Genomic DNA, 26,890 nt, shown 5'->3' with positions numbered 1-26,890 from the left:
AGGTCAGCCGGCGATCTCGGCGCGTACCCGTTGTTGGAAGGCGCGGGCCTCGGCGCCGGTGGGCGGTGGACCGCCGTGCCGGGCGGCGATCGCCCGACGGATCACCTCGGCGGGCTCGCCGGTGTCGACGAGCCGCCGGCCGGCGTCCACCTTGGACAGCCACACGCGGTCGCGGTGCCGCACCAGCGAGCGGCAGGCGCCGAGCACGGCGTCCTCGGTGCCGGGCGCGGGCCGGTCGTCCGGCGGCGTCGGCAGGGCCAGCCACCAGCTCAGCGCCTCGACCAACAGGCGACGCAGGTCGGCCGGGTCGAGGTCGGCGAAGACCTCGGCCGCCGGCGGACCGAGCAACGCCAGTCCGCTCTGGCGCAGGATGCTGCGGTCCAGCCCGTACCAGAACCAGCCGTCGGCGCTCGGGCGGTCGGCCGGGTCGAGGGTACGGCGGAACGGCATGGCGCGTCCGGTGTTCAGCTCGACCTCGAAGCCGGGTGCGGGGCTGCCGGCCGCCGCCACGGCCCACCGGTAGACGACCAGTTCCAGCCCGCGCGCCAGACAGGGCAGCGCCTCGTGTCGCAGTCGCGCCACCAGCGTCCGCTTGACGGTGCCGGTGAGCGGGCCGGCACAGACCAGCGCCACGTCCACGTCGCTGCGGCCCGCCTGGTACGCGCCGAGCCCCACCGAACCGGCCGCGTACGCGCCCACGAGGTCGTCGCCGAGCACCTCCCGGGAGGTGCGCACGAGGTCGTCGAGGTAGCGCGCGAGAGCCGAGTCCACGCCCCCATCCTCACCCGGAGCTAACCCGCGTAGAGCAGCAGCAGGCCGGCGACGGTGTAGGCGACCATCAGCGCGAGCAGCGGAAGCTGACCGGCGACCGCCCGCGCCCGGGGGAACAGGTACAGGGCGCGGTCGTGGGCGAGCAGCGTGCCAAGCAGGTGCCCGATGACGATGACGGTGATCTGGAGGTTGGCCACCCCGGACGGGGTCACCAACGCGGTGTGCGGTTCCCAGCCGGCGGTGCCGAAGACGTCCGCGCCGGTGTGGCGGGGGTCGGACAGCAGGGCGAGGGTGCGTTGACCCTCCAGGATCAGCAGCGAGTAGTAGTGCGCCACCACGTAACCCACCGCGATGGGCACGATCGAGTGCGCGATCTCGCCCGGCACCCGCCGCGCCCCGACAGCGCCGGCGTCGGTCTGCTCGGTGCGGCCGACGCGGGCCGCGACCCCGGTGGCGGCGAGGTACGCCACGGCCACCGCCCCGATCACCAGGACCAGTCCCGCGCTGCCGGTGACCACCGGAGGCAGCCCGTTCTCCTGGCCGAAGCGCAGCCAGACCGGCGCGTTGGAGAGACTGTCGAACATCGTCGAGCCGAGCAGCACGATCACCACGGCGACCAGCCCGGGGCGGGGCCGCAGCCCGGCGATCCCGTCGAGCGGGTTGCGCCACACCAGCACCCCGTCGGCGGCCCTACCGATCGGAGCGAGCTGGCCGACGAGCGCGCTGTAGACCTCGAACGGGTCGGCCCGGTCGAACCACGCCGAGCCGAACACCACGGCGCCGGCCAGCATCACCACGGCGTACCCGGCCAGCCACGCGGTGATGACCGGCAGGGTGGCCCGGTCCGGCGCGACCAGTTCGAGCCAGACGAACCCGAAGAGGGTGAGCGCGGCGGGCCAGAGGCCCAGACCGGCCGGCAGTTCACGGACGCCGCGCGCCGGGTCGCGCCGGGCCGCCAGCGCGCCGAGCAGATGCACGGTACGCAGCGGGTTGACCGCCCGCCACACCGGACCGAACAGCAGCGAGACGGGCACCAGGCCGACCCAGAGGAGCACGTAGAGCACTCCGGCCGTCGGGTTCTCCGGGGTGTCCGGCCCGGCGAGCAGGCCCACACAGAACCAGCCGGCGCCGAGCAGGCCCAGTGCGCGCAGCACCCACCGGAACGCGGGGGCGTCGACGAGGCGGGCCAGCCGGTCCGGCACCGGCCGACCACCTGCGGCGTCCCGGTCCAGGCGTGGCTCCCGCCAGAGCACCCCCAGCGCGACGAACGTGACGACCAGGGTCAGGGCGGCGGCAACGACGAGCTCGGGCAGTGTGATCGGGAGGTCCTGCCGGCCGCCGACGCCGTGCGCCAGCAGCGTGGGTGCGGCGGACATCTCGATCAGCGGACGACGAGCTGGAACAGCACCAGCTCGGTCTCGTGCGTCTCGACCTCGAACAACCCGGTCTTGTCGGCCCGGAACTCCACCGAGCCCGCGGTGCCGGCGGGGAGGCGTGCGCCCAGGTCGTAGCCGTGCACGTGCAGCTCGTCGGCGACGTCCGAGGTGACCGTGATCCGAACCGACTGGCCCTTGGTCACGGTCACCCGGCCGGTCGGCGGGGTGATCCGCTTCTTGGCGATGGTCACGGTGATCTCCCGGTCGACGGCGGCGGGGGTACTGGCCGCGGGGGTGGGAGTGGGGCTGCCCGCCGTGGTCGGCGCGGCGGAGGGGGTCGGCACGGCGGCGGATGTCGGGGCCGTCGAGGGGGCGGCCACGGACGGGTCGTCGCCCTGGCCACAGCCCGTGGCGAGCACGGCGGTGAGCAGACCGGTGACCAGCAGGGCGGCGGAGCGGGCGGTGGGGCGCGAACCGGGGACGGACACGGGTGAACTCCGAACGACGCGAGGGGACGGGGTGTAGGGGTGATCGTCGGAGGGTGAACTCTACGTCTTGTTCGGCGGCGGGGAAATGACCATGATGAACGAATGCGATCGAGGCTGGTCACTGTCGGTAATGTCGTACGTCGCGCCCTGTCGGTGCTGGCCGTACTCGTGGTCGCGTCGCTGGCGCTGCCCGCCACCCCGGCGTCCGCGCACGGCCAGTTGGCGACCTCCACTCCGCTGACCGGCACCGTGGTGCGCCAGCCCCTCGAGAGGGTCGGGCTGTACTTCACGGAGAAGCCGGCCGCCAACGCGCACTTCACCCTCACCGGCCCGGACGGGGCACGGGTGGACAGCGGCTGGTCGCACGGCGAGCCGAAGCGGTTGGACAAGCCGGTCCAGGAGTACTTCATGGTCAACGGCACCTTCGAGCCGCGGCTGTACCACACCGGCTTTCCCGCGATGGTGACCGTCGCGCACTGGCCGGCGAAGGGCCGCTACACCGCCAGTTACCTCACGGTCGCGTCCGACGGTGAGGCGGTACGCGGCACCGTCACCTTCGACTACCAGGGACCGAGCACGGCGGCCCCGGCCGGTTGGACGGCGCCGACGAACGGCCCCGATCCCGCCCTGCTGGCCCAGGCCGAGGGCACCGCGTCGGCGTCCGCCGTGCCGGCCGCGACCCTCGACCCGGCCGTCACGCCCGCCGCCGCGCCGCCGTCGTCCTCGAAGGAGGGCGGGCTCCCGTCCTGGGTGATCCCCGTCGTCATCGTCGCCGTGGTGGGCACGCTCATCGTCGTGGCGGCCTGCCGTCGCCCGGCGGCACGGCCGACCGGCGGCGGGGCCCGCCCGCGCGGCGGCACCGCACGTCCAACTGGCGGCGGCACCCCGCGTCAGCGCGGCGGAACCAACCGCCGGCCGGCTCGTCGCGGCCGCCGCTGAGGCCCGGGTAGCCGGTCACATCCCCGGACATTCAGGGATCAGTGCCGCGAGCTTTCGCAGAGACATCGGGAACTTTTGATGTATCGATGCAAAGGCATGGACACCTCAATCGAAACCCCTTAATGTTCCGACCCATCAACCCGGTGTTTCCGGACCGTCACTCGTCGGCGTCGAGGACGTTACGGACCGGGGCCGGCGGCCACCGCCTCACCATCGCTGCACGCCGGCCGTCGGTCACTCCTCATCCTCGTTGGAGGAACGATGGGTACACGGCTGCCTCGCCGATTCCGCAGTCCCGTCCTGGGCGCGCTCGCGCTCGTCCTCACCGTCGGCTTCTGGGCCGACCCGGCCGACGCCGCCGCCGAGCAGGAACCGGGCGTCACCCTGCACGTCTACGACGTCCAGGTGCCGCTCTCGGAGATCTGTACGCTCAAGCCGGCGCAGACTCCCAACGTGGACAAGCTCATGTCCACGATCAACTGGACGTCGGCGGCCGACTTCGGCTTCGACGACAACTTCGTCTCGCAGGTGCTCGGCAACATCACCGTCACCCAGGCCGGTAGCTACACCTTCCGGCTCAGCAGCGACGACGGGTCCAAGCTCACCATCGACAACACGGTGGTCGTCAACCACGACGGCCTGCACGGCGCCACCCCGCCCAAGGAGGGCACGGTCACCCTCGCCGCCGGCCTGCACCCACTGCGCATCGACCACTTCGAGCGCGGTGGTGACCAGCAGATCACGCTGGAGTGGCGGACACCCGGTTCGTCGTCCTTCGTGGTCGTACCGAACTCGGCGTTGAGCACCGACGCCGGGGTCGTCCGGGTCACCGCGCCGGGACGCAAGGAGTGCGAGGGTGTCAGCGACACGCCCGGTGACGGCCTGCCGCTGACCGGCGTGCACCCGGGTTACACGCTCACGAACCTGCGACCCAGCGGCTTCCAGCCGAAGGTCACCGGGATGGACTGGCTGCCCGACGGGCGGCTCGTCATCAGCACCTGGGGTGGCAGCGACCAGTCCGGCACCTCCCAGGACGGCGAGGTGTACATCATGGGCGGCACCGGCGGCGCGACGAGTCCCGGGGCGGTGACCACCAAGAAGATCGCCGGCGGGCTCAAGGAGCCGATGGGCCTCAAGGTCGTCGACGGCGTGGTCTACGTGTCGGAGAAGCAGCGGTTGACCCGGCTCGTGGACACCACCGGCGACGAGGTGGCCGACCGCCTCGACACCGTCGCGACCTGGCCGTACGGCGGCAAGTTCCACGAGTTCGCCTTCGGTCTGCTCTACCAGGACGGGTTCTTCTACGTGAACCTGTCGGTGTCGATCGACTACGGCGGCGCGACCACCGTGCCGCAGCCGGCCGCCAACCGGGGCACCACCATCAAGGTCAGCAAGGACACCGGCGCGGTCAGCTACGTGGCCGGCGGCCTGCGCACCCCGCACGGCATCGGGTGGGGCCCGGAGGGCGGCATCTTCGTCACCGACAACCAGGGCGGCTGGCTGCCGTCGTCGAAGCTGGTGCACATCAAGCAGGGCCGTTTCTTCAACCATTACACGACCCCGGTCGGCCCGTTCGACGCCAAGCTGGTCACCCCGCCGGTGCTGTGGATGCCGCAGAACGAGATCGCCAACTCGCCCAGCACGCCGCTCTACCTCACCAGCGGGCGGTACGCCGGCCAGTTCGTCATCGGCGACGTCACCTACGGCGGTCTCCAGCGCGCCAACGTGGAGAAGGTGAACGGCGAGTACCAGGGTGCGCTGTTCCGGCTCACTCAGGGCCTGGAGGCGGGCGTCTCCGAGGTCAACCTCGGCCCGGACGGCGCGATCTACGTCGGCGGGCTCGGCGCGGGCGGCAACTGGGGGCAGACCGGCAAGCTGACGTACGGGTTGCAGAAGCTCACCCCGAACACCGCCACCACGTTCGAGATGCTCGCGATGCGCGCCACCACGACCGGCTTCGAGGTGGAGTACACCCAGCCCGTCTCGGCGGCGACCGCCGCCGACCTCGCGTCCCACTACAAGATCAAGCAATGGCGGTACGTGGCGACGTCGGCCTACGGCGGGCCGAAGATCGACGAGGAGACCCTCACCGTCACCTCGGCCACTCTCTCGTCGGACGGAAAGAAGGTGAGCCTGGCGGTGGCCGGCCGCAAGGCCGGTCGGGTGGTGCACCTGCGCTCGCCGCGACCGTTCACCTCCACCAGCGGCCAGTCACTGTGGAGCACCGAGGCGTGGTACACGCTCAACTCCATCCCGGGCAGCCCACCGCCGCCGATCGGCGGCACCATCACCGGCGTCGGCGGCAAGTGCCTGGACGTCGACAACTCCGGTTTCGCCGACGGTACGAAGATCCAGCTCTGGACCTGCAACGGCACCGCCGCGCAGTCGTGGACCCGGGTCGGCGACACGTACCGGGTGCTCGGCAAGTGCCTGGACGTGGACAACGCGGGCACCGCGAACGGTACGAAGATCCAGCTCTGGACCTGCAACGGCACCGGCGCGCAGGTCTGGCAGCCACAGAGCGACGGGTCCATCCGCAACCCGCAGTCCGGAAAGATCATGGAGGCCGCCGGCGGTAACACCGGCGACGGCACCCAGATCCAGCTCGGCACGTACGCGGGCGGCGCACACCAGAAGTGGGTGGTCAGCAGCGGGGTAACCGGCTGACCTCGGACGAGGGGGCGTGGTCAGACCGGCGGGTCAGGCCACGCCCCGTCTCGTGAGCCGGGTAGGAACCGACGCTCAGCGAAACAGCACCGGTCGGTTCCCCCGCGCGCCGACGAGGTGGCCGCGGATGTTGATGTCCTCGATCGAGTCGGTCTCCCACAAGCCCCGGGTGGTCAGGTCGGTCATCACACCGTTGCGCCAGAGGAACGAGTGCCACGCGACGGTGGTGGTGGCGCTCTTGCCCACCACCACCCCACGGTCGCTTATCGCGGTGGCGTAGCTCCGGTCACCGCCGAGCGTGCCGAGGTCGGTAAGTGTCCCGTTCTGCCAGCGGAACGCCCGGCCGTTCGCCGCGCCCACCACCTGGCCCCGGTTGTTGATCCCGAGCGCCTCGCTGCCGATCTGGGTCAGGACGCCGTCGCGCAGCCGGCCACCGACACAGGTGCACGGGTAGTCCTGCGGCGGCACGTTGAACCCGCCCACCACGTCGCCCGCGTTGTTGAAGTCGGCGGTGAACTCGTAGAAGTACTCCTGACCCAGGTCGGTGAAGACCCCGTCGCGCCACAGGAAGCGGTGCGACATGTCGTCGGCCGGAGGGCTGCTGCCGAGCACCTGCCGCCGGTCGTTGACGCCGATCGCCACACTGTTCTCCCCGCCCAGGGTGCCCAGGTCACGGAGGTGGCCGTCGCGCCAGAGCACCGCGCGGGTCAGGTAGTCCGAGCCGAACGAGGTGATCGCCACGTCACCGAACTCGTTGACGTCCACGGCGCTGGAATCGGTGTCACCGGGCAGCACGCCCAGGTCGGTGATGACGCCGTGTCGCCAGAGCACGGCGTGCCGGGCGCCGCCGGCGACGGTGCTCCAGCCGACGATGTCGCCGCGATCGTTCATCGCCGTCGCAGCGCCGTCACCTCCGCTCAGGGTGCCGAGGTCGATGACTCGATAGCTGTGCGGGGACGCGACGGCGGGAGCGGGAGCGAGGGTGATCATCGCGACGAGGGTCGTCGCTGCGGTCAGCAGGGGACGCGGGGACACCATGGACGCCAAGGCGACGCTCCTTGGATCGGAGCGGCGACGACCCGGCGGACGGGCGCGGGACAACCGCCACTGCGCGTTCGATCGGTTACGCACAGTAGATCCGGTGTCGTGGCGGCACGCCAGGGACCGAACGGTCACCGACGCATCGGGCGCGCGTCGGTCAGGGGCCGTGCGGCAGCGGCTGCGCCAGCGCCCGCAGATCCGCCGGGAGTTGGGCCAGGGCATCGGAGAACTCGCGGTGTCCGACCACCCGGTGCATCGTCTCGAGGACCGCCCGTACGCCCCGCTCGGCCCCGGCCCGGTCCGTGCCGGCGCGATCGGCGACGCGGCGCAGGAACTCGTCGTACCCGAATGGCTCGGGCGGTTCGGCGGCCTTGACCAGCAGCGGACTCAGCTCGTCGGCCACGTGCGGAGCGAGGGCGGTGGCCTCTCCCCCGCTGAGACGCTCGGTGAGCGTCCGCAGCACGGCCTCGGTCAGCGGGCGTGCCTCGGCCGGCGAAATACCCGCCCGTGCCGCCACCTTGTCGACGAACGCCAGTTCGGCCATGGACCCGCCCCTTCCGTCGCCGGAACGCGTGGCTACCCGGGCCGGACGGCGACAAACCCCGCAGGGGCCGGCCCGGCGGTTCTGCCGGTTGCGCCGCGCCCCACCCGCCGCGTCTCGTACCGTGAGGTCGGACCGGGACCACGGTGGCCGCCCCGACGGGCGGCCCGGGCCGCAGGAGGAGCAGATGGCGGTCGACCTGCCCGACGTGATCGACCGGTACTTCCGGGCCGTCGGCGACGGGGACGTGGACGCCTTCGTCGCCTGCTTCGCGGACACGGCGAGCGTCGCCGACGAGGACCGGCTGTACGACGGCCGTCCGTCCATCCGCTCCTGGCGGGAGCGCACGATGGCGGAGTACTCGTACACCGCCGAACCGGTGCGGGTCACGCCCCAGGCCGGCGACTCCTACCTGGTCCTCACGCGGCTGTCGGGCGACTTCCCGGGCAGCCCGGTCGAGCTGCGGTACCGGTTCACCCTGCGCGACGACCTGATCGGCGCTCTGGACATCCGCCCGTAGTGGGACGCGCGGCGACGCGAGCTGAGCGGGTCCGTCGCGGACGACGCGGGGTCCCGACCCGTCCGCCGTCGCACACTGGCCGCACCTTCTTGATCAACCGCCGAACGGAGGACACGGCCGACCGGCCATCGGATGACATGATGTCCCGACAACGGCCGACGCGACGAGAAAGGGTGCTGCTGTCCGATGGCGCACTTCGAGGCCCGCACGTCCACAGCACCCGGGCGGATCGTGGTCACGCTGACCGGTGAGTGCGACCTGGCGGCGCAGCCCGAGCTGACGACCGTGCTGTCTGCGGCGGTACGCGCCGCCGCGGTGGTGGTGGTCGACGTCGGCGGGCTGCGGTTCCTCGACTCCACGGGCCTGCACGGCCTGGTGACCGCCCACCAGGCGGCGCGCGCCGACGGCCGGCACCTGTACGCGGTCAACGCCTCCGGTCCGGTCGCGACGGTCCTCGACATCACCGGCGTGGGCAACCTGCTGCGTCCGCCCGCCGACGACCCGCGGTTGGCGAGCTGATGGCGGCCGACCGACCGAACGCGCACGCCGTGGCCGAGGAGCCGCGCATCGACGCGATGGCGTACGAGGTGGCGGCCGACCTGCGGGAGCTGCGCACGTTCGTCTGCCAGGGCGCCACGGCGCGGGGCCTGTCGGCCGAGCGGGTGGAGTTGCTGGCGCTCGCGGTCAGCGAACTGGCGACCAACACGTTGCAGCACACCACCGGCGGCGGCCGGGTCCGGCTCTGGGCAGAGGGTGACCAGGTGTTCTGCGACGTCGTCGACCAGGGCCCGGCGCGGACGCTCGGCCGGGAGATGCCCGCCGCCAACGCGGTACGCGGTCGCGGGTTGGCCATCGTCGAGCAGATCTGCGACGAGGTACGGGTGTTCACCGCCGGTGCGGGGACGGTGGTCCGGATCCGGCTGTCGCGGTGAGCCGGGCGTGGATCAGGTCAGCACGCGGACGGCCAGGGTGCACGTGTCGTCGTCCGGGCTGGGGTGGTGCAGCAGATTCCGCAGCCGGGCGAGGGTCTGCTCCCCCGGCGTCGCGCTGAGCGCGGACAGGGTGGCGCTCACCTGCCGCAACCGGTCCTGCCCGGGCTCCCGGCGCTCGACCAGGCCGTCGGTGTAGAACAGCACGAGGTCGTCGGGGCACAGTCGCGCGGTGAGCACCGGGTACGTCGAGTCGGCCACGGCGCCCAGCAGCAGACCCGGCGGGCATTCGAGCGGATCGGTCCGACCGGCTCGGGACAGCAGCGGCGCCATGTGCCCGGCCCGACCCCAGCAGAGCGCCCGGGTGGCCGGGTCGTACACGGCGACCACCGCGGTGCCGGTGATCGAGAGCTGACCGCAGAGCCGGTTGAGGTGCCCGAGCAGCACCGACGGGTCGCCGATGCCGATCGACAGCCAGGACACCAGGGCGAAGCGCAGGTGTGCCATTCCGCTCGCCGCGTCCAGGCCGTGACCGGCGACGTCGCCGACGGCGAGCACGACCGTGCCGTCCGGCAGGGCCTGCGCGTGGTACCAGTCACCGCCGACCTGCGCCGTGCTCTCGGCCGGCAGGTAGTTGACCACCGCCTCGATGCCGGGCAGGGCGAACGTCTCGCGGGGCACGGGCTGGATGAGGTTCTGCAACTGCCCGGCGAGCCGGTGCTCGGCCAGCGCGGTCAGCTCCCGCGTCCGCAACTGGTCGTTGAGCCGTTCGATGGCGGTCCGCGAGTCCACCCGGGCGGTCACGTCCTGCACCACGGCGTGGATCTTCAGCGGTACGCCGTCCGCGTCCCGGGACACGTCGGAGAGGATCCGCAGATGCCGCACCCCGCCGGTCGTCTGGAACCGGACCGTCACGTCGGAGGACTCCCCGTCGTCAAGCGTCTGCCACGCCGCCTCGCGCAGCATGTAGTCGTCGGGTAGCAGGGCGGCGGCCTGCTCGGCGCGCGACAGCGGCCCGAGCGCGGGATCCCGCTCGAAGACGCGGTACATGCCGGGTGACCACTGACTGATCCCGCTGGCCAGGTCGTACTCGGCCCAGCCGAGGCTGCCCAGCAGCTCGGTGCGGTCCAGGCGACGACGGTCCTCGTCGAGCCGCTGCCAGGACACCAGCAGGCCGCCGAGGACCCGGTGCACCTCGACGTCGAACAGCGAGTCGGCGACGACCCCGGTACGCCTCTCCACGTACCGGAAGTCGGCCAGGCGGCCGGACGACCCGGTGCTGAACACCCGTTCGTAGAGCTGCCAGAGCGGCCCGCCGACCATGCTGGGGTACAGCTCGCTGAGGCAGGCGCCGACGCGGTCGACGCCCCGACCGTAGATGTCCGGGCTCTGCCCACTGGTGGCCTCGATCCGCCAGTCGGCGACGGGCCGGTGGTCGTCGGGCACCGGCACCAGCCAGGTGCACCCGGCCGGGACCACCGCGAGGATCTCCCGGACGACCGTCTCGACCGGTCGCGTCGCTCCGGTGGCGTCCGCGCCCGGACCGTCCTGGTCCGCCATGGCTCGAAGCCTAGTACGGACCGCTCTCCGAGCTAGCCCATGGTGGCGCGGGCAGCGGTGTCGATGAAGTCGGCGACCGGGCCCGGTTGCGAGACCGCCACGGCGTGCGACCCGGCAACCTCGACCACGGTGGAACCGGCCCGCTGGGCCAGGAAGCGTTGCAGGTCCGGCGGGATGCCCTGGTCCTGCGTGCTGATCAGGGTCCACGACGGGATCGTCTTCCAGGCCGCCTTGGTCACGGACCCGGTCTGGGCCTTCTCCGAGGCCGGCCGCTGGGTGGCCGCCATCAGCTCGGCGACCTCGGGATCGACGTCGGCGGCGAAGACGGCCGGGAACTTCTCCTGGTCGATGTACTGGTCCATGCCGGTCCCACCGTCGGGCTGGGGGAACGGAACCATCTTCACGGACGTGACGAGCTGACTGCCGGGGTACTTCGTGACCAGGTCGACCACGCTCTCGCCGACGTCCGGGCTGACGCTGGCGACGTACACCATGGCCTTCACGTTGGCCGCGCCGTCCGCGGCCTCGGTCATCACCACTCCGCCGTACGAGTGCGCGACCATCACGACCGGACCGTCGACGCTGTCCACGACGGAGCGGGCGTACGCCGCGTCCCCCTGCACGCCGCGCAGCGGGTTGGCGACGGCGATGGCCGGATAGCCCCGGCGCTTGAGGTTCGCGATCACCCCGTTCCAGCTCGACGAGTCGGCGAAGGCCCCGTGCACGAGCACGATGGTGGGCAGCCCCGCCTGCTGGCCGGACGTGTTAGAAGCACTCATTCGGCATCACCTTCCGTGGCATGAAGCCAGTATTCGGGATGAATCAGACCCCTGCCGGCGGTTTCCCGAGACGCGCGGGCGCGCCGCCGCGCCGATGCGTCCCCGTCCGGGGGGTGTGGCCTGCCACAATGCGGTCAGTCCGGACGGTGACGCCGGGAGCGGGAGACCGGGAGGACGGCGCCATGCCGGACAGCGCACGCGAGGCGGAGCTGCTCGACGCCGAACGCACCCTGCAGGCCGCGCAGCGGGCCGGTGACGCCGCCGCCCTCGACCAGTTGCTGGTCGACCAACTGATCGCGATCGGCCCCGACGGCCGAAAGCACACCAAGGCGGAGGATCTCGCCGCGCACCGGGACCGGACCTCGGTCGTCGAGGAGCTGACCGAGGAGGAGTTGGACCTGCTCGTCGTCGGGTCGACCGGTGTGACGTTCTGCCTGGCCCGGGTCGCCGGGATGTTCGACGGCGCGCCGTTTCGCGCGCGCCTGCGCTACACCCGCACCTGGGTGCACGACGACCCGCACGGGTGGCGGGTCCTCGCCGCGCACATCAGCCAGGTCTGAGCGCCGGTCAGCTCACGGTGGCGGTGACCGGACCGATACGCAGCACGCCGTCGTGCAGGGGCGTGCAGCGGACCCCGCCCGTGGTGCGCAGCGCCTTCCACGCGCCCGGGCCGACCGTGACGTCCATCCAGGCGCAGGGGCGCGCGGCGCGGTTCACCCGCAGGCCCACCGGGCCGTCGCCGGAGTCGAGGACGAGCACCCGGCCGATCAGCTCGTCCACGGCGAGGCCGGTGGTGAGGATGTTGCGGCGGACCTGCGCCAGCCCGATGCCGGCCGGCAGCGACTCCTGGGCGATCACCGTGACGCTGGCGTCGCGGTGTGCCGCCTGGCCGAAGTAGCGGTCGCCGACGATGCCGAGGCCGGCCCGGATCTGGACGGCATCAACCAGCTCGCCGGGGGGCGCGGGCGCCAGACCGTCGCTGGGCCGGCCCAGGAAGCGGTGCACGGGCGAGGCCAGCAACTCGACGATCTGCGCCATGGCAGGGATTCTACGAACCGGAGGATGCCGCCGGGGCACGCTCCGACCCGACCCGGCTCAGACCGCCAGGGCCGCGCGTACCTCCCGCTCCGCCGTGACTCCCCCGTCGCCGTGCGAGGTGACCCGGCCGGATTCGAGGACGTGATAGCGGTTCGCCACCCGCAGCGCGAAGCCCAGGTGCTGTTCGACGAGCAGCACGCTGAAGCCGGACTGCCGGGTCAGCTCGACGATCCGCTCCTGGATCTCGGCGACCACCGACGGCTGGATGCCCTCGGTCGGCTCGTCGAGCATGAGCAGCCGCGGCCGGGTGATCAACGCACGGGCGATGGCGAGCTGCTGACGCTGACCTCCGGACAGCAGCCCCGCCCGCCGCCGCAGCAGCGGGCGCAGCGCCGGAAACAGGTCCAGCACCTCCGCCGTGGCCACCGCGCCGTCGCGCCGGCCGTCGGCGACCAGGCGCAGGTTCTCCGCCGCCGTGAGGTGCGGGAAGCACTGCTGGCCCTGCGGCACGTACGCCATCCCGCGCGCCACCCGCTCGTGCGGCGCGAGCCGGGTGACGTTCTCGCCGTCCAGCTCGACCGTGCCGGCGGTCGGGCGCAGCAGGCCCGCCGCGACCCGCAGCAGGGTGCTCTTGCCGGCGCCGTTGTGCCCGAGCACCGCGGCCACCCCGTCCGGCGGGACGGCGAGGTCCACCCCGTGCAGCACCCGGGAACGTCCGTAACCGGCGTGCACCCCACGCAGGGTCAGCATCATGCCTCCAGAGGACTGGGGACCGACCCGGCGTCGACCGAGTGGCCAAGGTAGACCTCCTGCACGCGCGGGTCCGCCTGGACCTGCGCCACCGTGCCCTCACTGAGCACCTTGCCCGCGTGCAGCACGGTCACGCTGCGCGCGAAGCGCCGCAGGAAGTCCATGTCGTGCTCGATCACCACCACCGTGCGGTCGCCGCTCACCGTCTCCAACAGGGCGCCGGTGGCGTCGCGTTCCTCGTGGCTCATCCCGGCGACCGGCTCGTCGAGCAGCAGCAGCCGGGCGTCCTGCACCAGCAGCATGCCGATCTCCAACCACTGCTTCTGGCCGTGCGCGAGCGTGCCGGCGAGCTGGTCGGCCCGGCCGCTCAGCCCGATGGTGTCCAGCGCGGCGGCCACCTCGTCGGGGATGCCCCGCCGTCGCCGGGCGAGGGTCGCCCAGCTTCGGCGCGCGCCGGCCGCGATGTCGAGGTTCTGCACGACCGACAGCTCCTCGAAGATCGTCGACGTCTGGAACGTCCGTCCGATGCCGAGGCGGCTGATCCGGTGCACCGGGCGACCCAACAGCTCCTGGTCGCCGAAGCACACCGAGCCGGTGGCCCGCACCAGGCCGGTGATCGCGTCCACGAGGGTGGTCTTGCCCGCGCCGTTCGGCCCGATCAGGAACCGGATGTCCCCGGCGGGCACCTCCAGCGAGACGCCGTCGACCGCGGTGAAACCGTCGAAGCTGACCCGCACGTCACGGACGGACAACCCGTCCAGCCGGTCGTCGCTCATGCTGGGCTGGCTGGGCATGCGCTCATGGCCCTCGCTGCGCTCGGTGCGTTCGCTCATGCTGGGCCGGCTGGGCATGCGCTCATGGCCCTCGCTGCGCTCGGTGCGTTCGCTCATGCCACCTCCACCTCCGCCCGGTCGGCGCGGCGCCGACCCAGCGCCGACCACCCGCGCCGGCTCGACGCGGGGTCCGCGTCACGGCGGCGGGCCAGCGCCCACAACGACGCCAGGCCGCCGGGAAGGAACGCCACCACCACCACGAAGAGCAGACCCTGGAGGTACGTCCAGGTGCCCGGGAACCGTTCGGAGAGGGCGGTACGCGCCCAGGCCACCGCGACCGCGCCGAGCACCGGCCCGAGCAGCGTGGCCCGACCGCCCACCGCGACCCCGATGACGAACTCGATCGACGGGACGATGCCGATCAGGGCGGGCGAGATGATGCCCACCGCCGGCACGAACAGCGCGCCGGCGAGGCCCGCCATACCCGCCGCCACCACGTAGGCGACGAGCTTGACCGACGCCGGGTCGTAGCCGAGGAAGCGGACCCGCTCCTCGCCGTCGCGCACCGCCACCAGCAGCTCGCCGTAGCGGCTTTGCATGAGCTGGCGGGCCAGGGCGAGCAGCGCCAACAGGATGCCGGCGATGATGAAGTAGACCATCCGCTGGTTGACCGGGTCGTCCAGGTCGTAACCGAAGAAGCCCTGGATGTCGGTGAGCCCGTTGGTGCCGCCCGTGGTCCCCTGCTGACCGATCAGCAGGATCACCATGGCGGCGGCGAGGGCCTGGCTGAGGATGGCGAAGTACGCCCCCCGCACGCGGCGGCGGAACACCAGCGAGCCGAGCCCGAACGCGACGGCCATCGGCAGCAGCACCGTGGCGGGCAGCGCGAACCACGGGCTGGCGAACGGCCGCCACCACACGGGCAGTTCGTCGAGCTGCCCGTACAGCTGCATGAAGTCGGGCATCCCACCGGGACCCGCGTCGGCGAGCTTGAGGTGCATGGCCATCGCGTAGCCGCCGAGGCCGAAGAAGACGCCCTGGCCGAGGGTGAGCATGCCGCCCCGACCCCAGGTGATGCCGATGCCGACGGCCACCATGGCGACGCAGAGGTACTTGGCGAGCAGGGCCAGCCGGAAGTCCGACAGCGCCAGCGGCGCGACGGCGAACAGCAGCGCCGCGCCGAACGCGAACCCGGCCAGGGTGCGCAGCCGCGACCGGCCACCGGGCCGTTTCGGTGGCACGGCGTCCGCCGGGGCCGGTGTGCTGACGGTGCTCGGCGGCGCGGGTGTCACGGCGGTCATGCGAGGCTCCTGGTCCGCAGGGTGAACAGGCCCTGTGGCCGCCACTGGAGGAACGCGACGATCGCCACGAAGACGATCACCTTGGCGACGCTGAGGGTGGTGAGGTACTCCCCGGTGGCCTGGAGCACGCCGAGGGCGAAGGCGACGATCACGCTGCCCTTGAGCTGGCCGATCCCGCCGACCACGACGACCAGGAAGGCGTCGATGATCAGGTTGGTGCCCATGGTCGGGCCGATCGGGCCGAGGAGGGTGAGCGCCACTCCGGCGAGCCCGGCCAGGCCGGAGCCGATGAAGAACGTCGTCCGGTCGACCCGGGCGGTGGGGATACCGGACACCGCGGCGAGGTCGCGGTTCTGCACCACCGCGCGGACCCGACGCCCCAACGGGGTGAGCCGCAGCGCCAGGGTGAGCGCGGCGACGGCGGCCAGCGCCAGGGCCAGGATGAACAGCCGGTTGTTGGCGACGGTCAGCCCGCCGGGCAACGCCACGTTGCCGGTGAGCAGGTCCGGCGCGCGGGTCTGCACGTTCGGGCTGCCGAAGACGTCCCGCGCGAGCTGTTGCAGCATCAGGGACACGCCCCAGGTGACCAGCAGGGTGTCCAGCGGGCGGGCGTAGAGCCGACGGATCAGCAGGATCTCCAGCAGCACACCCATCGTGCCGGCGACCACGAACGCCACCGGCAACGCCACCAGCAGGGACACACCGGCCCCGCTGATGCTCTGTTGCAACACGTACGTGGTGTAGGCGCCGGCCATGATGAACTCGCCGTGGGCCATGTTGATGACGTTCATCTGGCCGAAGGTCAGCGCCAGCCCGAGCGCGATGAGCAGCAGCACCGCGCCGATGCTGATGCCGGTGAAGAGTTGACCGAAGAGGACTGTCACGGTGGGTACTCCGTACTGCTGGTCGGGGGGCCCGGGCGGGGGCGCGTCGTCGCGCTTCCCGCCCGGGCCGGCGTCGTCAGCTCAGGCCGCTCGCCCACGGGTAGGTCTTGAGGTACGGGTCCGGCGCGACCGGCTTGCCGGAGTTCCACACCTCGGTGATCAGACCGTCCGCGCCGATCTTGCCGATGCGGGCGGTCTTGGCGATGTGCTGGGTCTTGCCGTCGACGGTGACCAGGCCCTCCGGCGCGTCGAAGGTGATCCCGTCGGACGCGCCGCGGACCTTCTCGACGTCGAACGCGCCGGCCTTCTCGACCATCGCCTTCCACAGGTAGACGCTGACGTAGGCGGCTTCCATCGGGTCGCTCGTCGGCTTGTCCGCGCCGTACTTCGCCTTGTACGCGGCCACGAACTTGCTGTTCGCCGCGCCGGGCGTGGTCTGGTAGTAGTTCCAGGCGGTGAGCTGGCCCTCCAGGTACTGGGTGCCGATGCCCTTGACCTCCTCCTCGGCGATGGACACCGACACCACCGGCATGGCGGCGGCGGTCAGCCCGGCCGACTTGTACTCCTTGAAGAAGGCCACGTTGCTGTCACCGTTGAGGGTGTTGAAGACCGCCTTCGCGCCGGAGGACTTGACCTTGTTGACGATCGTGCCGAATTCGGTGGACCCGAGCGGCGCGTAATCCTCGCCGACCACGGTCATCCCGTTCGCCGCCGCGTACGCCTTGATGATTTTGTTGGCCGTCCGGGGGAACACGTAGTCGCTGCCGACCAGGTAGACCGACTTCGTTCCCTGGGACTTGAGGTAGTCGAGCCCGGGGACGATCTGCTGGTTGGTCGTCGCGCCCGTGTAGAAGATGTAGGGCGACTGTTCCAGGCCCTCGTACTGCACCGGATAGAACAGCAGCGCCTTGTTCTTCTCGAACACCGGCTTGACCGCCTTGCGGCTGGCCGACGTCCAGCAGCCGAAGACGGCGGCGACCCGGTCCTCGGAGATCAGCTTCTCGGCCTTCTCGGCGAAGGTGGGCCAGTCCGACGCGCCGTCCTCGCCGACCGGCTGGATCTTCTTGTTGAGCACGCCGCCGGCCGCGTTGATCTCCTCGACGGCGAGCATGATCGAGTCGCGGACGGTGACCTCGCTGATCGCCATGGTGCCGGAGAGCGAGTTGAGCAGTCCCACCTTGACGGTGTCGCCGGAGACGTCGGCGGTGACGCCGGCCGCGCCGCCCTCGTCATTGGTCTTGCTGCCGCACGCGGTCATGGCGGCCGCGGCGACGAGGGTCATGGCACCCGCCAGGATGCGGCGGCCCCAAAGAAGTGACATCTAATCTCCCTGCGGTGCACTCAAGTAGCGAAAGGACGGTCGGTGCGGTCCGGTGGAGTTGGCGATGCCGAGGTCGACGGGTGGACGTCGCCGGTGGTCATCGCATCGGGTACGGGCACGCAAAGCGTCGACCGGCATGATTGCGTGAGTGTTTCCCAGTCCTTAATTGACTGTTTCCCGGGCACGTGGAGACAGCGCACGCCACAATGGCCGACATCGTCCTCGCAGAACGATGCCGGCGGCGATTAATTCGATGGGGAAAGGGCCACCACAATGGTCGGCAGACAGATTTCCGCCGACGGTGGACACAATCGCGGTATCCGGCCCCGAGTCAGATCCTTCACGCAGGAAGTATCTTAGGGCCGGGCTGGGTGGACCTGTCAAGGGTCCGGACGGGCGGTCAGAGCTGGGCGAGCACGGTGAAGTCGAGACCGTCGGCCTCGGCGAGGTAGATCCGCTGGCGCACGTGCCGCCGACGCAGCCGCAGCCGACCGCGCGGCCCGTGGTACGCCACCGAGTCGGCAGCCGTCTCGATCGCCCGTACGTCGAGGGTGCGGGCCTGCGCGATCAGCGCGGCGAGCAGCATCACACCCTCGTAGCAGGACTCCCCCAGACTGCCCAGCGGCGGCGCCTCCACCCCGAACCGGCGGGCGAACTCGCCGTGGAAGTCCAGGTTCTCCTGCGTCACGAGACCGGCGAAGAAGCCCGCCGTGCTGTAGAGCCGCCGCGTCGCGCCCACACCACTGGCCAGCAGCATGTTCTCGTCCATCAGGGTGCTCAGCCGCAGGCAACGCTGGTCCATCCCGGCACGCCCGAACGCCCGGTTGAACCGCACCGCGTCCGCGCCGACGAGCAGCATCACCACCGCGTCGGCCTCGCTGCGCTCGATCTGGCGCAGTACCTCGTCGAAGTCGTGCGTCTCCAACGGCAGGAACGCCTGCCCCACCACCCGACCGCCGCCGCGCAGCGCGTACCGCTGGGCCGCCCGCGCGGTGCGCCGGGGCCACACGTAGTCGTTGCCGACCACGAACCAACGGCGCACGCCCTGCTCGCCCGCGAGCAGCCGCATGGCGGGCCACAACTGGGCGTCCGGCGTCTCGCTGGTCAGATAGACCCCCTCGGTACGCTCACCGCCCTCGTACAGAGCGGTGTAGACGTACGGCACGCGGTGGGCGACCCGGGGCGCGAGCGCCTGCCGCACCGAGGAGATGTGCCAACCCGTCACGCCCTGCACGGCCCCCACCGACACCAGCGCCTCGACCTCGGCGGCCACCTCGGCGGGCGGGGCGCCACCGTCGACCGGCACCAGCCGCACCTCCCGGCCCAGCACCCCGCCGCAGGCGTTGATCTCCTCGACCGCGAGCTGGGCGCAGAGTTCGCAGGTCGGGCCGAACATTCCCGCCGGCCCGCGCATCGGGTACACCAGCGCGATGCTGACCACGGCCCGATCGACGGTGAGCCACGGCGGTGCCGGCGCGGACATGAGCACATGATTGCCCGGCCCAGGTCGGAAGACCAGAGTTCACCACGGACCGGGACGACTCGCTAACATGACAGGGCCACCGGCCCAGGGAGTTCCATGTCAGACGTGCCCGGGGCGCCAGCCGACCTGCTGCGCTCGCTCACCCGCGCCGAACGGCTGCTCTCCCGCCGGATGGCCGCCGTCCTGGCCGACGACGAGCTGACCACCGAGGCGTGGCGGGTGCTCTGCCTGCTCGCCGACGGTCAGGGCCACCCGATGAGCGAGGTGTCCGCCGAGGCCTCGCTGCCGCCGGGCACCCTCACCAAGCTTGTCGACCAGCTCGTCGACCGCAACCTCGTGTTCCGGCGGATCGACCCGCTGGACCGCCGACGGATCCGGGCCTACCTGACGACGCGGGGCCGCCGCGAGCACGCCCGCCTCGACGAGCGGGTCCGGGCCAGCCTCGCCGAGGTGGGCGTACCGGCCGAGAGCGCCCTGCTCGACGACCTCACCGAGCTGATCGCCCGCCTCGACCCGGCCGGTCGCCGCGACCACGCCGAGGCGGCCGGGCCGCGCCGCTGACGTCGGGCTCACTCCACCTTGGTGAGCAGCGGCTTGCCCTTCTCGACGACGTACGTGGCCAGCTCGACGGCCACCCCGTCGCCGACGTTGCGGGCCTGGTGGTGGACCCCGTACGGCACGGTCAGGGCGTCACCGACGTTGCACACGACCGGCGGCTGACCGTCGAGGGTGTACTCCAGCGACCCCTGCAGCACACAGATGATCTCCTCTCCGGGGTGGAAGTGCTTGAACGGCGGCGAGTCCGGCGTGAACTCGACGCGACTCTGCACGACCTCGCGGCCCTCGATGCTGAGATCGTGCCGCTGAAGATCGACGCGCCACAGCCCGGGAGCGCCCTCCACGGCTGTCGGACTGATGCCCTCGGGTCGAGCCTTGCCACTCATCACGGCCTCCTCGCGAGCCCTCCGGCGACCGACGATCGCATGCTTTTTCGAGGATAGGAGCGAAGCGAGCGCCGGGGGCCGAGATGCCGCACAACGGCGTACCGGATCAGGCGGTGACCTCGGCCAGGGCCGCGTCGCCGAGGTGGGCGCGCAGCGTGTGCGCGTCGGGCGCGGTGGCGCTCCACAGCGTGGCCGGACCACCGGCCAGGGGCAGCCGCGCGAGCGTGCCCTCGACCATCGCGGGCTCGGCGGGGCGCGACGGGTCCACCACCAGCAGCGACCCGGTTGCCGACACGCCGCCGAGCACCGCCGGGCCGGCCCAGCCGGGCGCGCCCGGCCCCACCGCCAGCGACTGGCGCAGCAGCGGCCGGCCGTCGTAGTCGACCCGGGTGTGCACGACGGCGGCGCCCGGCGTCTCGCCGTACCGGCCGCAGATCACCTCGTCCCGCCAGGTCAGCCGCGCGCCCGCGGCCAGCTCGATGCGGGACTCGGCGAGGTGCGCGCAGCCGGCCGCCGCGACCAGTTGCTCGGGCAGCCAGTGCAGTGCGCCGCCGTCGTGCACCACGGCGCGTACCGCCATCCGCGACACGGCGCCGGGACGGCCGGGCAGGGCGACCGAGGCGGCGACGCTGTGCATCCGCACCGCCGCCCCCGGCCCCACGTCGATCTCCAGCCGCAGGTCGTCGCCGGCGAGCGGGCCGGCCGCCCCGCCCACCACGTACACGGTCACGACGCGACCGTCCCCGGGCGTCTGCCGCAGCAGCAGCGGCGTCTCGCCGCGCAGCTCGGTCAGGGTCGTGCCGCCCCGGCCGTCGGCGCGGGCCACCACCCGGGCGAACGCACGCATCAGACCGGGCCGGCCTGCGCGGCGATCGGGTGCAGGGCCGCGTGGTGGGCCAGCTCGTGGCGGATCCAGTCGGCGACCCGACCGGCCGTCGGGTCCCCGACGATCGAGAGGAACACGGTCGGCAGGTCGCCGCGCCGGGCCCGCGCGTCCCGGTCCATGACGGCCAGGTCCGCGCCGACCATGGGCGCCAGGTCGGTCTTGTTGATCACGAGCAGGTCGGCGGACGTGACCCCGGGGCCGCCCTTGCGGGGCACCTTGTCCCCGCCGGCCACGTCGACCACGAAGATCTGCCGGTCCACCAGGCCCCGGCTGAACGTGGCGGTCAGGTTGTCCCCGCCGCTCTCGACCAGCACCAGGTCCAACGGGCCGACCGCCTCGGCCAGCTCGTCCACGGCGTCGAGGTTGGCCCCGATGTCGTCGCGGATGGCGGTGTGCGGGCAGCACCCGGTCTCCACCGCGCGGATCCTGCTCGGGTCCAGCACACCGGCCCGCTTGAGGAAGTCGGCGTCCTCGGTCGTGTAGATGTCGTTGGTGACCACGCCGAGTCGCAGTTCCCCGGCGAACGCCCGGCACAGCGCCGCCACCAGGGCGGTCTTGCCGGACCCGACCGGCCCGCCGATGCCGACGCGCAGCGCCCGGCCGGCCCGCGCGAGTGGCGGGTGCGGGTCCACCCCCGGCTCGGGGTGGGTGTGCGGAACGGTCTCGTCGTGCGGGTCGGCAGTGGGCGCAGCGGTCGGCGTAACGGTGTCAGGACGCAAAGAGACGCACCTCCCAGGTGGCATGAGCTTCGGCGTAGATGTCGGCAAGGGGCGCGGCGGCCGCGGGCAGCCGCTCGGGTGGATCGTCGGCGGCCCGCGCCGCGTCGGCGGCGGTGCCGTCGCAGAGGTCGGTGAGACCGACCAGCAGGGCCTGTACCTGGTACGGGTCGAGGCCGAGCAGGCGTACGCCGGCACTGGCCGCGCCGGTCACCGTCCCGTAGGCGGCGACCGTGGCGGTCTCGGCGCGACTCAGGCCGGCGGCGGCGCAGAGCAGCCCGAGCACCAACGGCTGGTGCGTTCCCTGCGATGTGGCGGGCAGATCGTCGAACGGGCCATCCGGCCAGATGGCCCGGCCGGCGCGCAGCAGGGCCCGGCCCTGGCGGCGGGACACCGCCCGCAGCGCCGGCGACGCGGTCCGGGCGTCCAACTCCGCGTCGAGCCGCGCCAGCGCGTTCCGGCGCGGGCCGTCGGCGGCCGGCGCTTCCCCGCGTACGACGGAATCAACCGCCACCGCCCCGCGTACGGCGGGATCGGTCGGCGTGGTCGCCCGCCGCGCGGGATGGCCGAGGCCGACCGAACGCGCGGTGGGGCCGACGCTGGCCGGCGTCACCGCCGCCCGGTGGGCCGCCGCCGCGAACGCCGCGCCGACCAGACCGGCGGTGGCCAGCCGGCCGACGAGGAACGCCTCCAACGAGGCCAGGTCGGTGACCCGGCCGGCGGCGACGGCGGCCTCCAGACCGCCGGAGTGCGCGTGCGCGCCGGCCGGGAAGCGACCGTCGGCCAGCAGCAGGAGCAGGCTCGACGTCGGCATCAGAACAGGAAGTACCGCTGGGTCATCGGCAGGCGGGGCACCGGGTCCGGTTCCACCACCTCCCCGTCGATCCGCACGGTGAAGGTGTCCGGGTCCACCTCGATCCGGGGCATCGCGTTGTTCTCCGGCAGGTCGGCCTTGCCCCGCGAGCGCACGTCGGCGACCGGCACCACCCGTCGCCGCACGTCCAGGCGCAGCCCGGCGTCGAGGGCGGCCGGCGCGACGAACGCCAGGCTGGTGGCCGCCGCCGCGACGCCGTACGCCCCGAACATCGGTCGCGGCAGCATCGGCTGCGGCGTGGGGATGGAGGCGTTGGCGTCACCCATCTGGGCGTACGCGATCATGCCGCCCTTGATCACCAGGTGTGGTCGTACGCCGAAGAACGCCGGGTCCCACAACACCAGGTCGGCGAGTTTGCCCGGCTCGACCGAGCCGATCTCCCGTTCCAACCCGTTCGCCATCGCCGCGCAGATGGTGTACTTCGCCACGTACCGCCGGGCCCGGTGGTTGTCGGCGGCCCCGTCGCCGGGCAGCGCGCCCACCCGCTCCTTCATGACGTGCGCGCTCTGCCAGGTCCGCAGGATCACCTCGCCCACCCGGCCCATGGCCTGCGCGTCGGAGCCGATGATGGAGATCGCGCCGAGGTCGTGCAGCAGGTCCTCGGCGGCCATCGTGGACGGCCGGATGCGGCTCTCGGCGAAGGCCAGGTCCTCCGGCACGGACGGGTTGAGATGGTGGCAGACCATCAGCATGTCCAGGTGCTCGGCGAGGGTGTTGGCGGTGTACGGCCGGGTCGGGTTTGTCGACGACGGCAGCACGTTGGGCTCGCTGGCCACCGTGATGATGTCCGGCGCGTGCCCGCCGCCGGCGCCCTCGGTGTGATACGAGTGGATGGCCCGACCGCCGATCGCCCGCAGCGTGTCGGCCACGAACCCGGCCTCGTTGAGGGTGTCGGTGTGGATCGACACCTGCACGCCGGAGGCGTCCGCCACCCGCAGACAGGCGTCGATCGCCGCCGGGGTGGTGCCCCAGTCCTCGTGCAGCTTGAAACCGCCCGCGCCGGCGCGTAGCTGCTCCCACAGCGCCTCTTGCGAGACGGTGTTGCCCTTGCCGAGCAGCAGGACGTTGACCGGCAGCGTGTCCAGCGCCTCGTGCATGCGGGCCAGGTGCCAGGCGTTCGGCGTGACCGTGGTGGCCCGGGTGCCCTCGGCGGGCCCGGTGCCGCCGCCGACGAGCGTGGTGACGCCGCTGGCGAGCGCCTCGGTGACGATCTCCGGGCAGATGAAGTGCACGTGGGTGTCGACGGCGCCGGCCGTGAGGATCCGGCCGTTGCCGGCGATCACCTCGGTGGCCGGGCCGATGACCAGGTCGGGGTGGACGCCGGGCATGGTGTCCGGGTTGCCGGCCCGGCCGAGGGCGACGATCCGCCCGTCCCGCAGGCCCACATCGGCCTTGATGATCCCCCAGTGGTCGAGCACCACCGCGCCGGTGATGACGGTGTCGAGGGCGCCCTCGGCGCGGGTGGCCCGCGACTGGCCCATCGACTCGCGGATCACCTTGCCGCCGCCGAACACCGCCTCGTCGCCGCCCACGCAGTGGTCCGTCTCGACCTCGATCAGCAGGCTCGTGTCGGCCAGCCGGATGCGGTCACCGGTGGTGGGCCCGTACAAGTCGATGTAGCGGTCCCGCCGCACGGCGCTCACCGCGCCGGCCCGTCGGTCGTCGGCGCGTCGGTCGTCTTCGCGTCGGTCGTCGGCGCGTCGGTCGCCGGCGCGTCGGTCGCCGGCCCGTCGGTCGTCGGCGCGTCGGTCGCCGGCGCGTCGGTCGTCGGCCCGTCGGTCGTCGGCGCGTCGGTCGCCGGCGCGTCGGTCGTCTTCGCGGCTGGTGACGCGGTGTCCAGTGGGCCGGCGCACTCGCCGCGTAGGCCCGGCACGACGCGCGCGCCGCCGAGCGGCACCAGGTCGACGCTGCGGCTCACGCCCGGCTCAAACCGGACCGAGGTACCCGCCGGGACGGCGAGACGCTGCCCCCAGGCGACGTCGCGGTCAAAGGCCAGGGCCGGGTTGGCCTCGGCGAAGTGGTAGTGCGAGCCGACCTGCACCGGACGGTCGGCGGTGTTGACCACGACCAGGGTGGTCACCGGTCGACCCACGTTGATCTCCACCGGGCTGGCCGCCGGCAGGATCTCCCCGGGGATCACGGGATCGGGTGGTGCACCGTCACGAGCTTGGTGCCGTCCGGGAACGTGGCCTCCACCTGCACCTCCCTCAGCAGCTCGGGGATGCCGTCCTGGACGTCGTCGCGGCCGAGGACGGTCCGGCCGGCCGACATGAGGTCGACCACCGACCGCCCGTCCCGGGCCCCTTCGAGCAGGAAGGCGGTGATGATCGCGACGGCTTCGGGATAGTTGAGTCGCAGGCCGCGCTCGCGGCGGCGCCGGGCGACATCGGCCGCGACGTGGACGAGCAGGCGGTCCTGCTCGTGCGGGCTGAGGAACACGGGATTCTCCGGTGGGGATCGGCGTGGTCAGCTCGCCGTCGGCTCCGCGCTGAGCCACGCCCGGGCAGCACCACCCGGGGTACGAGCTGAGATCACACGACCGCCGTGACGACCGTCGACGGGGTGGTCCGGGACTCCACCATCCCGGCCCGCACGACGGGCACCCGGCGGTGTCGGTCGGATGCGGACCGCACCGCCCACCGCTTCAGCAGACCGTAGAGGATCGTCACCGGCGGCGGCAACAGTGTGCCCGCGATGAGGGATCACGCTGGGGCGTCGGACAGTTGACTCGACCCGCGCCGCAAGGCGGTCCGCCTACGAGCGGGTCGATGGGATCATGACGGGGGCGGTACAGTCCGTTCCGGCACGGCAATCCACTGTGGAGGCAACCGTTGGGTGAGTCCCCGCCCCCCGCACCGACCGGCGGCAACAGCGACGAACGCCGGATCAGGACCCTCGCCGTGATCGGCGTGGCGGCGAACGTCCTCGGCGTGGTGACCGCGGTGGAGAGCTGGCTCAAACGGGACGTGCTGTTGTTCGCGCTCACCCTGACGGCGGTCCTGGTGCTCGGCGCGTTCTGGCTGTGGCGTCGGCGGACCCGCGTCGCCATCGCCCTGCTGGCACTCGGCTGCCTGCTGCTCGGCGGTGTCCTGGCGACCCAGCTACGCGACCCGTCGACGCCGTCGCCCACCGCTGGCTCGTCGACGGCACCGCCCACCGCCGGAGGGCCGACGGGGGCCGCGACGCCGAGCGCCAGCCCGGCCGCGCCGCCCACCGGCCAGATCACCCCAACCCCAGGGGGTACGACGGACCCCGACGCGCCCCGCATCCTCGTCGAGCGGACCGTGGTGCTGCCCCGGGAGGCCGCCGTCGACGTGGACAAACCGAATCAGCGGGTCGTGCCGCACCACTCCGACGGCGCGACGGACGGGCTCGACCTCTACCACGACTGGGGCGATCTCCGTTCGGACAACATCCAGGTCGCCAACACGCCGAGCGTGTACCAGTACTCCGGCGGCAACCCCGACCAGGCGTACGCGGGCTGCGTCGCGTCCGCCACCGGCTCGGCGCGGGCCTTGTTCACGCCCGGCGCCGACTGGTGCTTCCGTACCTCGGAGGGCCGGCTCGGGTTCGCCACCATCACCAACGACAGCCGCGCGGACAAGGCGTTCGTCGTGCACGTCGTGGTGTGGGACGCCACGGGCGCATGACGTGATGATCGTTGGTCGCTGAGCGGCGAACCGCACGGCGTGTCGTGTCGCTCAACGACCAACGATCACGGGCTCCGTCGTCGGGCGAGGTGTCGACGTGCCGGCGAACGGCATGTCATTCACGCGAGAGGCCGATGCGGGAGATGATCAATCGATGACGGCGACGAGGCGTACGGGCGCACTGATCGGCGGGCTGTGCCTGGCGGTGGCCACCGTCGGGGTGTGGCTCGTCTGGCTGGGCTGGGACACCGGTTACGCGGTCGACGCGCGGACCGGCGCGACGAGCGGTCCTTACGAGGCGTGGCAGGTGATCGGCTGCGTGCTGACGCTCGTGCTGCTGGCCGCGCTGGCCGGGTGGCGACTCAGCCCGTGGCTGGTGGCGCCCGTGATGACTGTCGCCTTCACCGCTGCCTGGTCCCGCCAGGCAGCTTCGCGCGACGACTGCGGGCTGTGGGTTGTCGGCGCGGTCCTGGTGCTGATCGGAATGTCGGTGGGCAGTACGACGGTAAGCCTCGCCGTCCGCCGAGTTGCCGGTGGCCGGGTCGCCCGGTCCGGCTAGTGTTCCGTCTCGTAAATAGCTAGCCGTAGTAGTAGACTCTGGATGTGACACGTGCTGCCGCACCACTGGTGCTCGAAACCGGTCAGCGGGAACTGCTGGA

31 protein-coding genes are annotated in these 26,890 nt (G+C 72.3%); 9 read left to right on the top strand and 22 right to left on the bottom strand.

Features of this window, described 5'->3' with window-relative positions:
• Positions 1–3: 3 nt before the first annotated feature.
• The 3 genes from ACLQ25_RS13880 to ACLQ25_RS13870 are packed head-to-tail and all read right to left on the bottom strand — an operon-like array spanning position 4 to position 2,635.
• A complete protein-coding gene (locus ACLQ25_RS13880) occupies positions 4–771 on the bottom strand; it encodes a nucleotidyltransferase domain-containing protein (RefSeq protein WP_425731282.1) in 768 nt (255 codons plus the stop codon).
• A 20-nt stretch (positions 772–791) separates the two neighbouring features.
• Positions 792–2,147 carry a hypothetical protein gene (locus ACLQ25_RS13875; RefSeq protein WP_425731281.1) on the bottom strand — a complete coding sequence of 452 codons (1,356 nt, stop codon included), beginning with the start codon at positions 2,145–2,147 and terminating at the stop codon, positions 792–794.
• 5 nt (positions 2,148–2,152) lie between these two features.
• Positions 2,153–2,635: a hypothetical protein gene (locus ACLQ25_RS13870; protein WP_425731280.1), complete on the bottom strand. Its 483-nt coding sequence runs from the start codon at positions 2,633–2,635 to the stop codon at positions 2,153–2,155.
• Positions 2,636–2,737: 102 nt separating this feature from the next.
• On the opposite strand from ACLQ25_RS13870, the gene ACLQ25_RS13865 reads away from it, so the two are divergent.
• Both ACLQ25_RS13865 and ACLQ25_RS13860 read left to right on the top strand, forming a co-directional pair.
• Positions 2,738–3,574 carry a copper resistance CopC family protein gene (locus tag ACLQ25_RS13865; protein ID WP_425731279.1) on the top strand — a complete coding sequence of 279 codons (837 nt, stop codon included), beginning with the start codon at positions 2,738–2,740 and terminating at the stop codon, positions 3,572–3,574.
• Between the two features lie 261 nt (positions 3,575–3,835).
• Entirely contained in the window at positions 3,836–6,241 is a 2,406-nt protein-coding gene (locus ACLQ25_RS13860; RefSeq protein ID WP_425731278.1) for an RICIN domain-containing protein, read from the top strand.
• Between the two features lie 75 nt (positions 6,242–6,316).
• On the opposite strand, the gene ACLQ25_RS13855 is transcribed toward ACLQ25_RS13860, so the two are convergent.
• Together ACLQ25_RS13855 and ACLQ25_RS13850 are read right to left on the bottom strand one after the other, a co-directional pair.
• Positions 6,317–7,279: a hypothetical protein gene (locus ACLQ25_RS13855; RefSeq protein WP_425731341.1), complete on the bottom strand. Its 963-nt coding sequence runs from the start codon at positions 7,277–7,279 to the stop codon at positions 6,317–6,319.
• Positions 7,280–7,439: 160 nt separating this feature from the next.
• Positions 7,440–7,826, bottom strand: a complete 387-nt coding sequence (locus ACLQ25_RS13850) for a DUF2267 domain-containing protein (protein ID WP_425731277.1) — start codon at positions 7,824–7,826, stop codon at positions 7,440–7,442.
• Positions 7,827–8,010: 184 nt separating this feature from the next.
• Between ACLQ25_RS13850 and ACLQ25_RS13845 the strand changes: the two genes are divergently transcribed.
• The 3 genes from ACLQ25_RS13845 to ACLQ25_RS13835 all read left to right on the top strand — a co-directional run bounded on the left by ACLQ25_RS13845 (position 8,011) and on the right by ACLQ25_RS13835 (position 9,275).
• Positions 8,011–8,343, top strand: a complete 333-nt coding sequence (locus ACLQ25_RS13845) for a nuclear transport factor 2 family protein (protein WP_425731276.1) — start codon at positions 8,011–8,013, stop codon at positions 8,341–8,343.
• Positions 8,344–8,529: 186 nt separating this feature from the next.
• Complete coding sequence (locus ACLQ25_RS13840) at positions 8,530–8,862, top strand: STAS domain-containing protein (RefSeq protein WP_425731275.1); 333 nt, start codon at positions 8,530–8,532, stop codon at positions 8,860–8,862.
• Positions 8,862–9,275, top strand: coding sequence for an ATP-binding protein (locus ACLQ25_RS13835; RefSeq protein WP_425731274.1), 414 nt, complete (start codon positions 8,862–8,864; stop codon positions 9,273–9,275). Before ACLQ25_RS13840 ends, ACLQ25_RS13835 begins: the two co-directional genes overlap by 1 nt.
• A gap of 12 nt (positions 9,276–9,287) precedes the next feature.
• On the opposite strand, the gene ACLQ25_RS13830 is transcribed toward ACLQ25_RS13835, so the two are convergent.
• The gene (locus ACLQ25_RS13830) at positions 9,288–10,832 is read right to left on the bottom strand and encodes a PP2C family protein-serine/threonine phosphatase (RefSeq protein ID WP_425731273.1); all 1,545 of its coding nucleotides are present in this window, start codon (positions 10,830–10,832) and stop codon (positions 9,288–9,290) included.
• Between the two features lie 32 nt (positions 10,833–10,864).
• Positions 10,865–11,611 (bottom strand): alpha/beta hydrolase, encoded by a 747-nt coding sequence (locus ACLQ25_RS13825; protein WP_425731272.1) that lies wholly within the window; start codon positions 11,609–11,611, stop codon positions 10,865–10,867.
• Between the two features lie 182 nt (positions 11,612–11,793).
• Between ACLQ25_RS13825 and ACLQ25_RS13820 the strand changes: the two genes are divergently transcribed.
• A complete protein-coding gene (locus ACLQ25_RS13820) occupies positions 11,794–12,171 on the top strand; it encodes a nuclear transport factor 2 family protein (RefSeq protein WP_425731271.1) in 378 nt (125 codons plus the stop codon).
• Between the two features lie 7 nt (positions 12,172–12,178).
• On the opposite strand, the gene ACLQ25_RS13815 is transcribed toward ACLQ25_RS13820, so the two are convergent.
• The 7 genes from ACLQ25_RS13815 to ACLQ25_RS13785 all read right to left on the bottom strand — a co-directional run bounded on the left by ACLQ25_RS13815 (position 12,179) and on the right by ACLQ25_RS13785 (position 19,161).
• Positions 12,179–12,649: a molybdenum cofactor biosysynthesis protein gene (locus ACLQ25_RS13815; protein ID WP_425731270.1), complete on the bottom strand. Its 471-nt coding sequence runs from the start codon at positions 12,647–12,649 to the stop codon at positions 12,179–12,181.
• Between the two features lie 57 nt (positions 12,650–12,706).
• Complete coding sequence (urtE, locus tag ACLQ25_RS13810; protein ID WP_425731269.1) at positions 12,707–13,402, bottom strand: urea ABC transporter ATP-binding subunit UrtE; 696 nt, start codon at positions 13,400–13,402, stop codon at positions 12,707–12,709.
• On the bottom strand, positions 13,399–14,289 hold the full coding sequence (urtD, locus tag ACLQ25_RS13805) for an urea ABC transporter ATP-binding protein UrtD (protein WP_425731268.1): 891 nt from the start codon (positions 14,287–14,289) through the stop codon (positions 13,399–13,401). The genes urtE and urtD overlap by 4 nt, the downstream gene beginning before the upstream one ends.
• Positions 14,286–15,473, bottom strand: a complete 1,188-nt coding sequence (urtC, locus tag ACLQ25_RS13800) for an urea ABC transporter permease subunit UrtC (RefSeq protein ID WP_425731267.1) — start codon at positions 15,471–15,473, stop codon at positions 14,286–14,288. Before urtC ends, urtD begins: the two co-directional genes overlap by 4 nt.
• On the bottom strand, positions 15,470–16,357 hold the full coding sequence (urtB, locus tag ACLQ25_RS13795) for an urea ABC transporter permease subunit UrtB (protein ID WP_355049785.1): 888 nt from the start codon (positions 16,355–16,357) through the stop codon (positions 15,470–15,472). The genes urtC and urtB overlap by 4 nt, the downstream gene beginning before the upstream one ends.
• A 76-nt stretch (positions 16,358–16,433) precedes the next feature.
• The gene (gene urtA, locus ACLQ25_RS13790; protein ID WP_425731266.1) at positions 16,434–17,678 is read right to left on the bottom strand and encodes an urea ABC transporter substrate-binding protein; all 1,245 of its coding nucleotides are present in this window, start codon (positions 17,676–17,678) and stop codon (positions 16,434–16,436) included.
• A gap of 400 nt (positions 17,679–18,078) precedes the next feature.
• Positions 18,079–19,161: a substrate-binding domain-containing protein gene (locus ACLQ25_RS13785; RefSeq protein ID WP_355049787.1), complete on the bottom strand. Its 1,083-nt coding sequence runs from the start codon at positions 19,159–19,161 to the stop codon at positions 18,079–18,081.
• A 96-nt stretch (positions 19,162–19,257) separates the two neighbouring features.
• Between ACLQ25_RS13785 and ACLQ25_RS13780 the strand changes: the two genes are divergently transcribed.
• A complete protein-coding gene (locus ACLQ25_RS13780; RefSeq protein WP_425731265.1) occupies positions 19,258–19,722 on the top strand; it encodes a MarR family winged helix-turn-helix transcriptional regulator in 465 nt (154 codons plus the stop codon).
• 8 nt (positions 19,723–19,730) lie between these two features.
• Here the strand turns inward: ACLQ25_RS13780 and ACLQ25_RS13775 are convergent, their stop codons facing one another.
• The 8 genes from ACLQ25_RS13775 to ACLQ25_RS13740 form a co-directional block, all read right to left on the bottom strand.
• Positions 19,731–20,105, bottom strand: coding sequence for a cupin domain-containing protein (locus tag ACLQ25_RS13775; RefSeq protein WP_425731264.1), 375 nt, complete (start codon positions 20,103–20,105; stop codon positions 19,731–19,733).
• Between the two features lie 106 nt (positions 20,106–20,211).
• Positions 20,212–20,952 (bottom strand): urease accessory protein UreD, encoded by a 741-nt coding sequence (locus tag ACLQ25_RS13770; RefSeq protein ID WP_425731263.1) that lies wholly within the window; start codon positions 20,950–20,952, stop codon positions 20,212–20,214.
• Positions 20,952–21,710 (bottom strand): urease accessory protein UreG, encoded by a 759-nt coding sequence (gene ureG / locus ACLQ25_RS13765; protein ID WP_425731262.1) that lies wholly within the window; start codon positions 21,708–21,710, stop codon positions 20,952–20,954. Before ureG ends, ACLQ25_RS13770 begins: the two co-directional genes overlap by 1 nt.
• Entirely contained in the window at positions 21,700–22,521 is an 822-nt protein-coding gene (locus ACLQ25_RS13760; RefSeq protein WP_425731261.1) for an urease accessory protein UreF, read from the bottom strand. The genes ureG and ACLQ25_RS13760 overlap by 11 nt, the downstream gene beginning before the upstream one ends.
• Positions 22,521–24,224, bottom strand: a complete 1,704-nt coding sequence (locus ACLQ25_RS13755) for an urease subunit alpha (RefSeq protein ID WP_425731260.1) — start codon at positions 24,222–24,224, stop codon at positions 22,521–22,523. The genes ACLQ25_RS13760 and ACLQ25_RS13755 overlap by 1 nt, the downstream gene beginning before the upstream one ends.
• Complete coding sequence (locus tag ACLQ25_RS13750; RefSeq protein ID WP_425731259.1) at positions 24,221–24,721, bottom strand: urease subunit beta; 501 nt, start codon at positions 24,719–24,721, stop codon at positions 24,221–24,223. Before ACLQ25_RS13750 ends, ACLQ25_RS13755 begins: the two co-directional genes overlap by 4 nt.
• Positions 24,718–25,020: an urease subunit gamma gene (locus ACLQ25_RS13745; RefSeq protein WP_222957358.1), complete on the bottom strand. Its 303-nt coding sequence runs from the start codon at positions 25,018–25,020 to the stop codon at positions 24,718–24,720. The genes ACLQ25_RS13750 and ACLQ25_RS13745 overlap by 4 nt, the downstream gene beginning before the upstream one ends.
• A gap of 92 nt (positions 25,021–25,112) precedes the next feature.
• Entirely contained in the window at positions 25,113–25,250 is a 138-nt protein-coding gene (locus tag ACLQ25_RS13740) for a hypothetical protein (protein WP_425731258.1), read from the bottom strand.
• 162 nt (positions 25,251–25,412) lie between these two features.
• On the opposite strand from ACLQ25_RS13740, the gene ACLQ25_RS13735 reads away from it, so the two are divergent.
• Together ACLQ25_RS13735 and ACLQ25_RS13730 are read left to right on the top strand one after the other, a co-directional pair.
• Positions 25,413–26,231, top strand: a complete 819-nt coding sequence (locus ACLQ25_RS13735; RefSeq protein WP_425731257.1) for a hypothetical protein — start codon at positions 25,413–25,415, stop codon at positions 26,229–26,231.
• Positions 26,232–26,385: 154 nt separating this feature from the next.
• Positions 26,386–26,790, top strand: a complete 405-nt coding sequence (locus tag ACLQ25_RS13730; protein WP_425731256.1) for a hypothetical protein — start codon at positions 26,386–26,388, stop codon at positions 26,788–26,790.
• Positions 26,791–26,890: the final 100 nt, after the last annotated feature.

The sequence above is a fragment of the Micromonospora sp. DT44 genome, from assembly GCF_049841635.1.
Lineage (GTDB): Bacteria > Actinomycetota > Actinomycetes > Mycobacteriales > Micromonosporaceae > Micromonospora.
The sequence above is the reverse complement of the archived record's forward strand: the minus strand, read 5'-3'. Positions and strand labels throughout refer to the sequence as shown.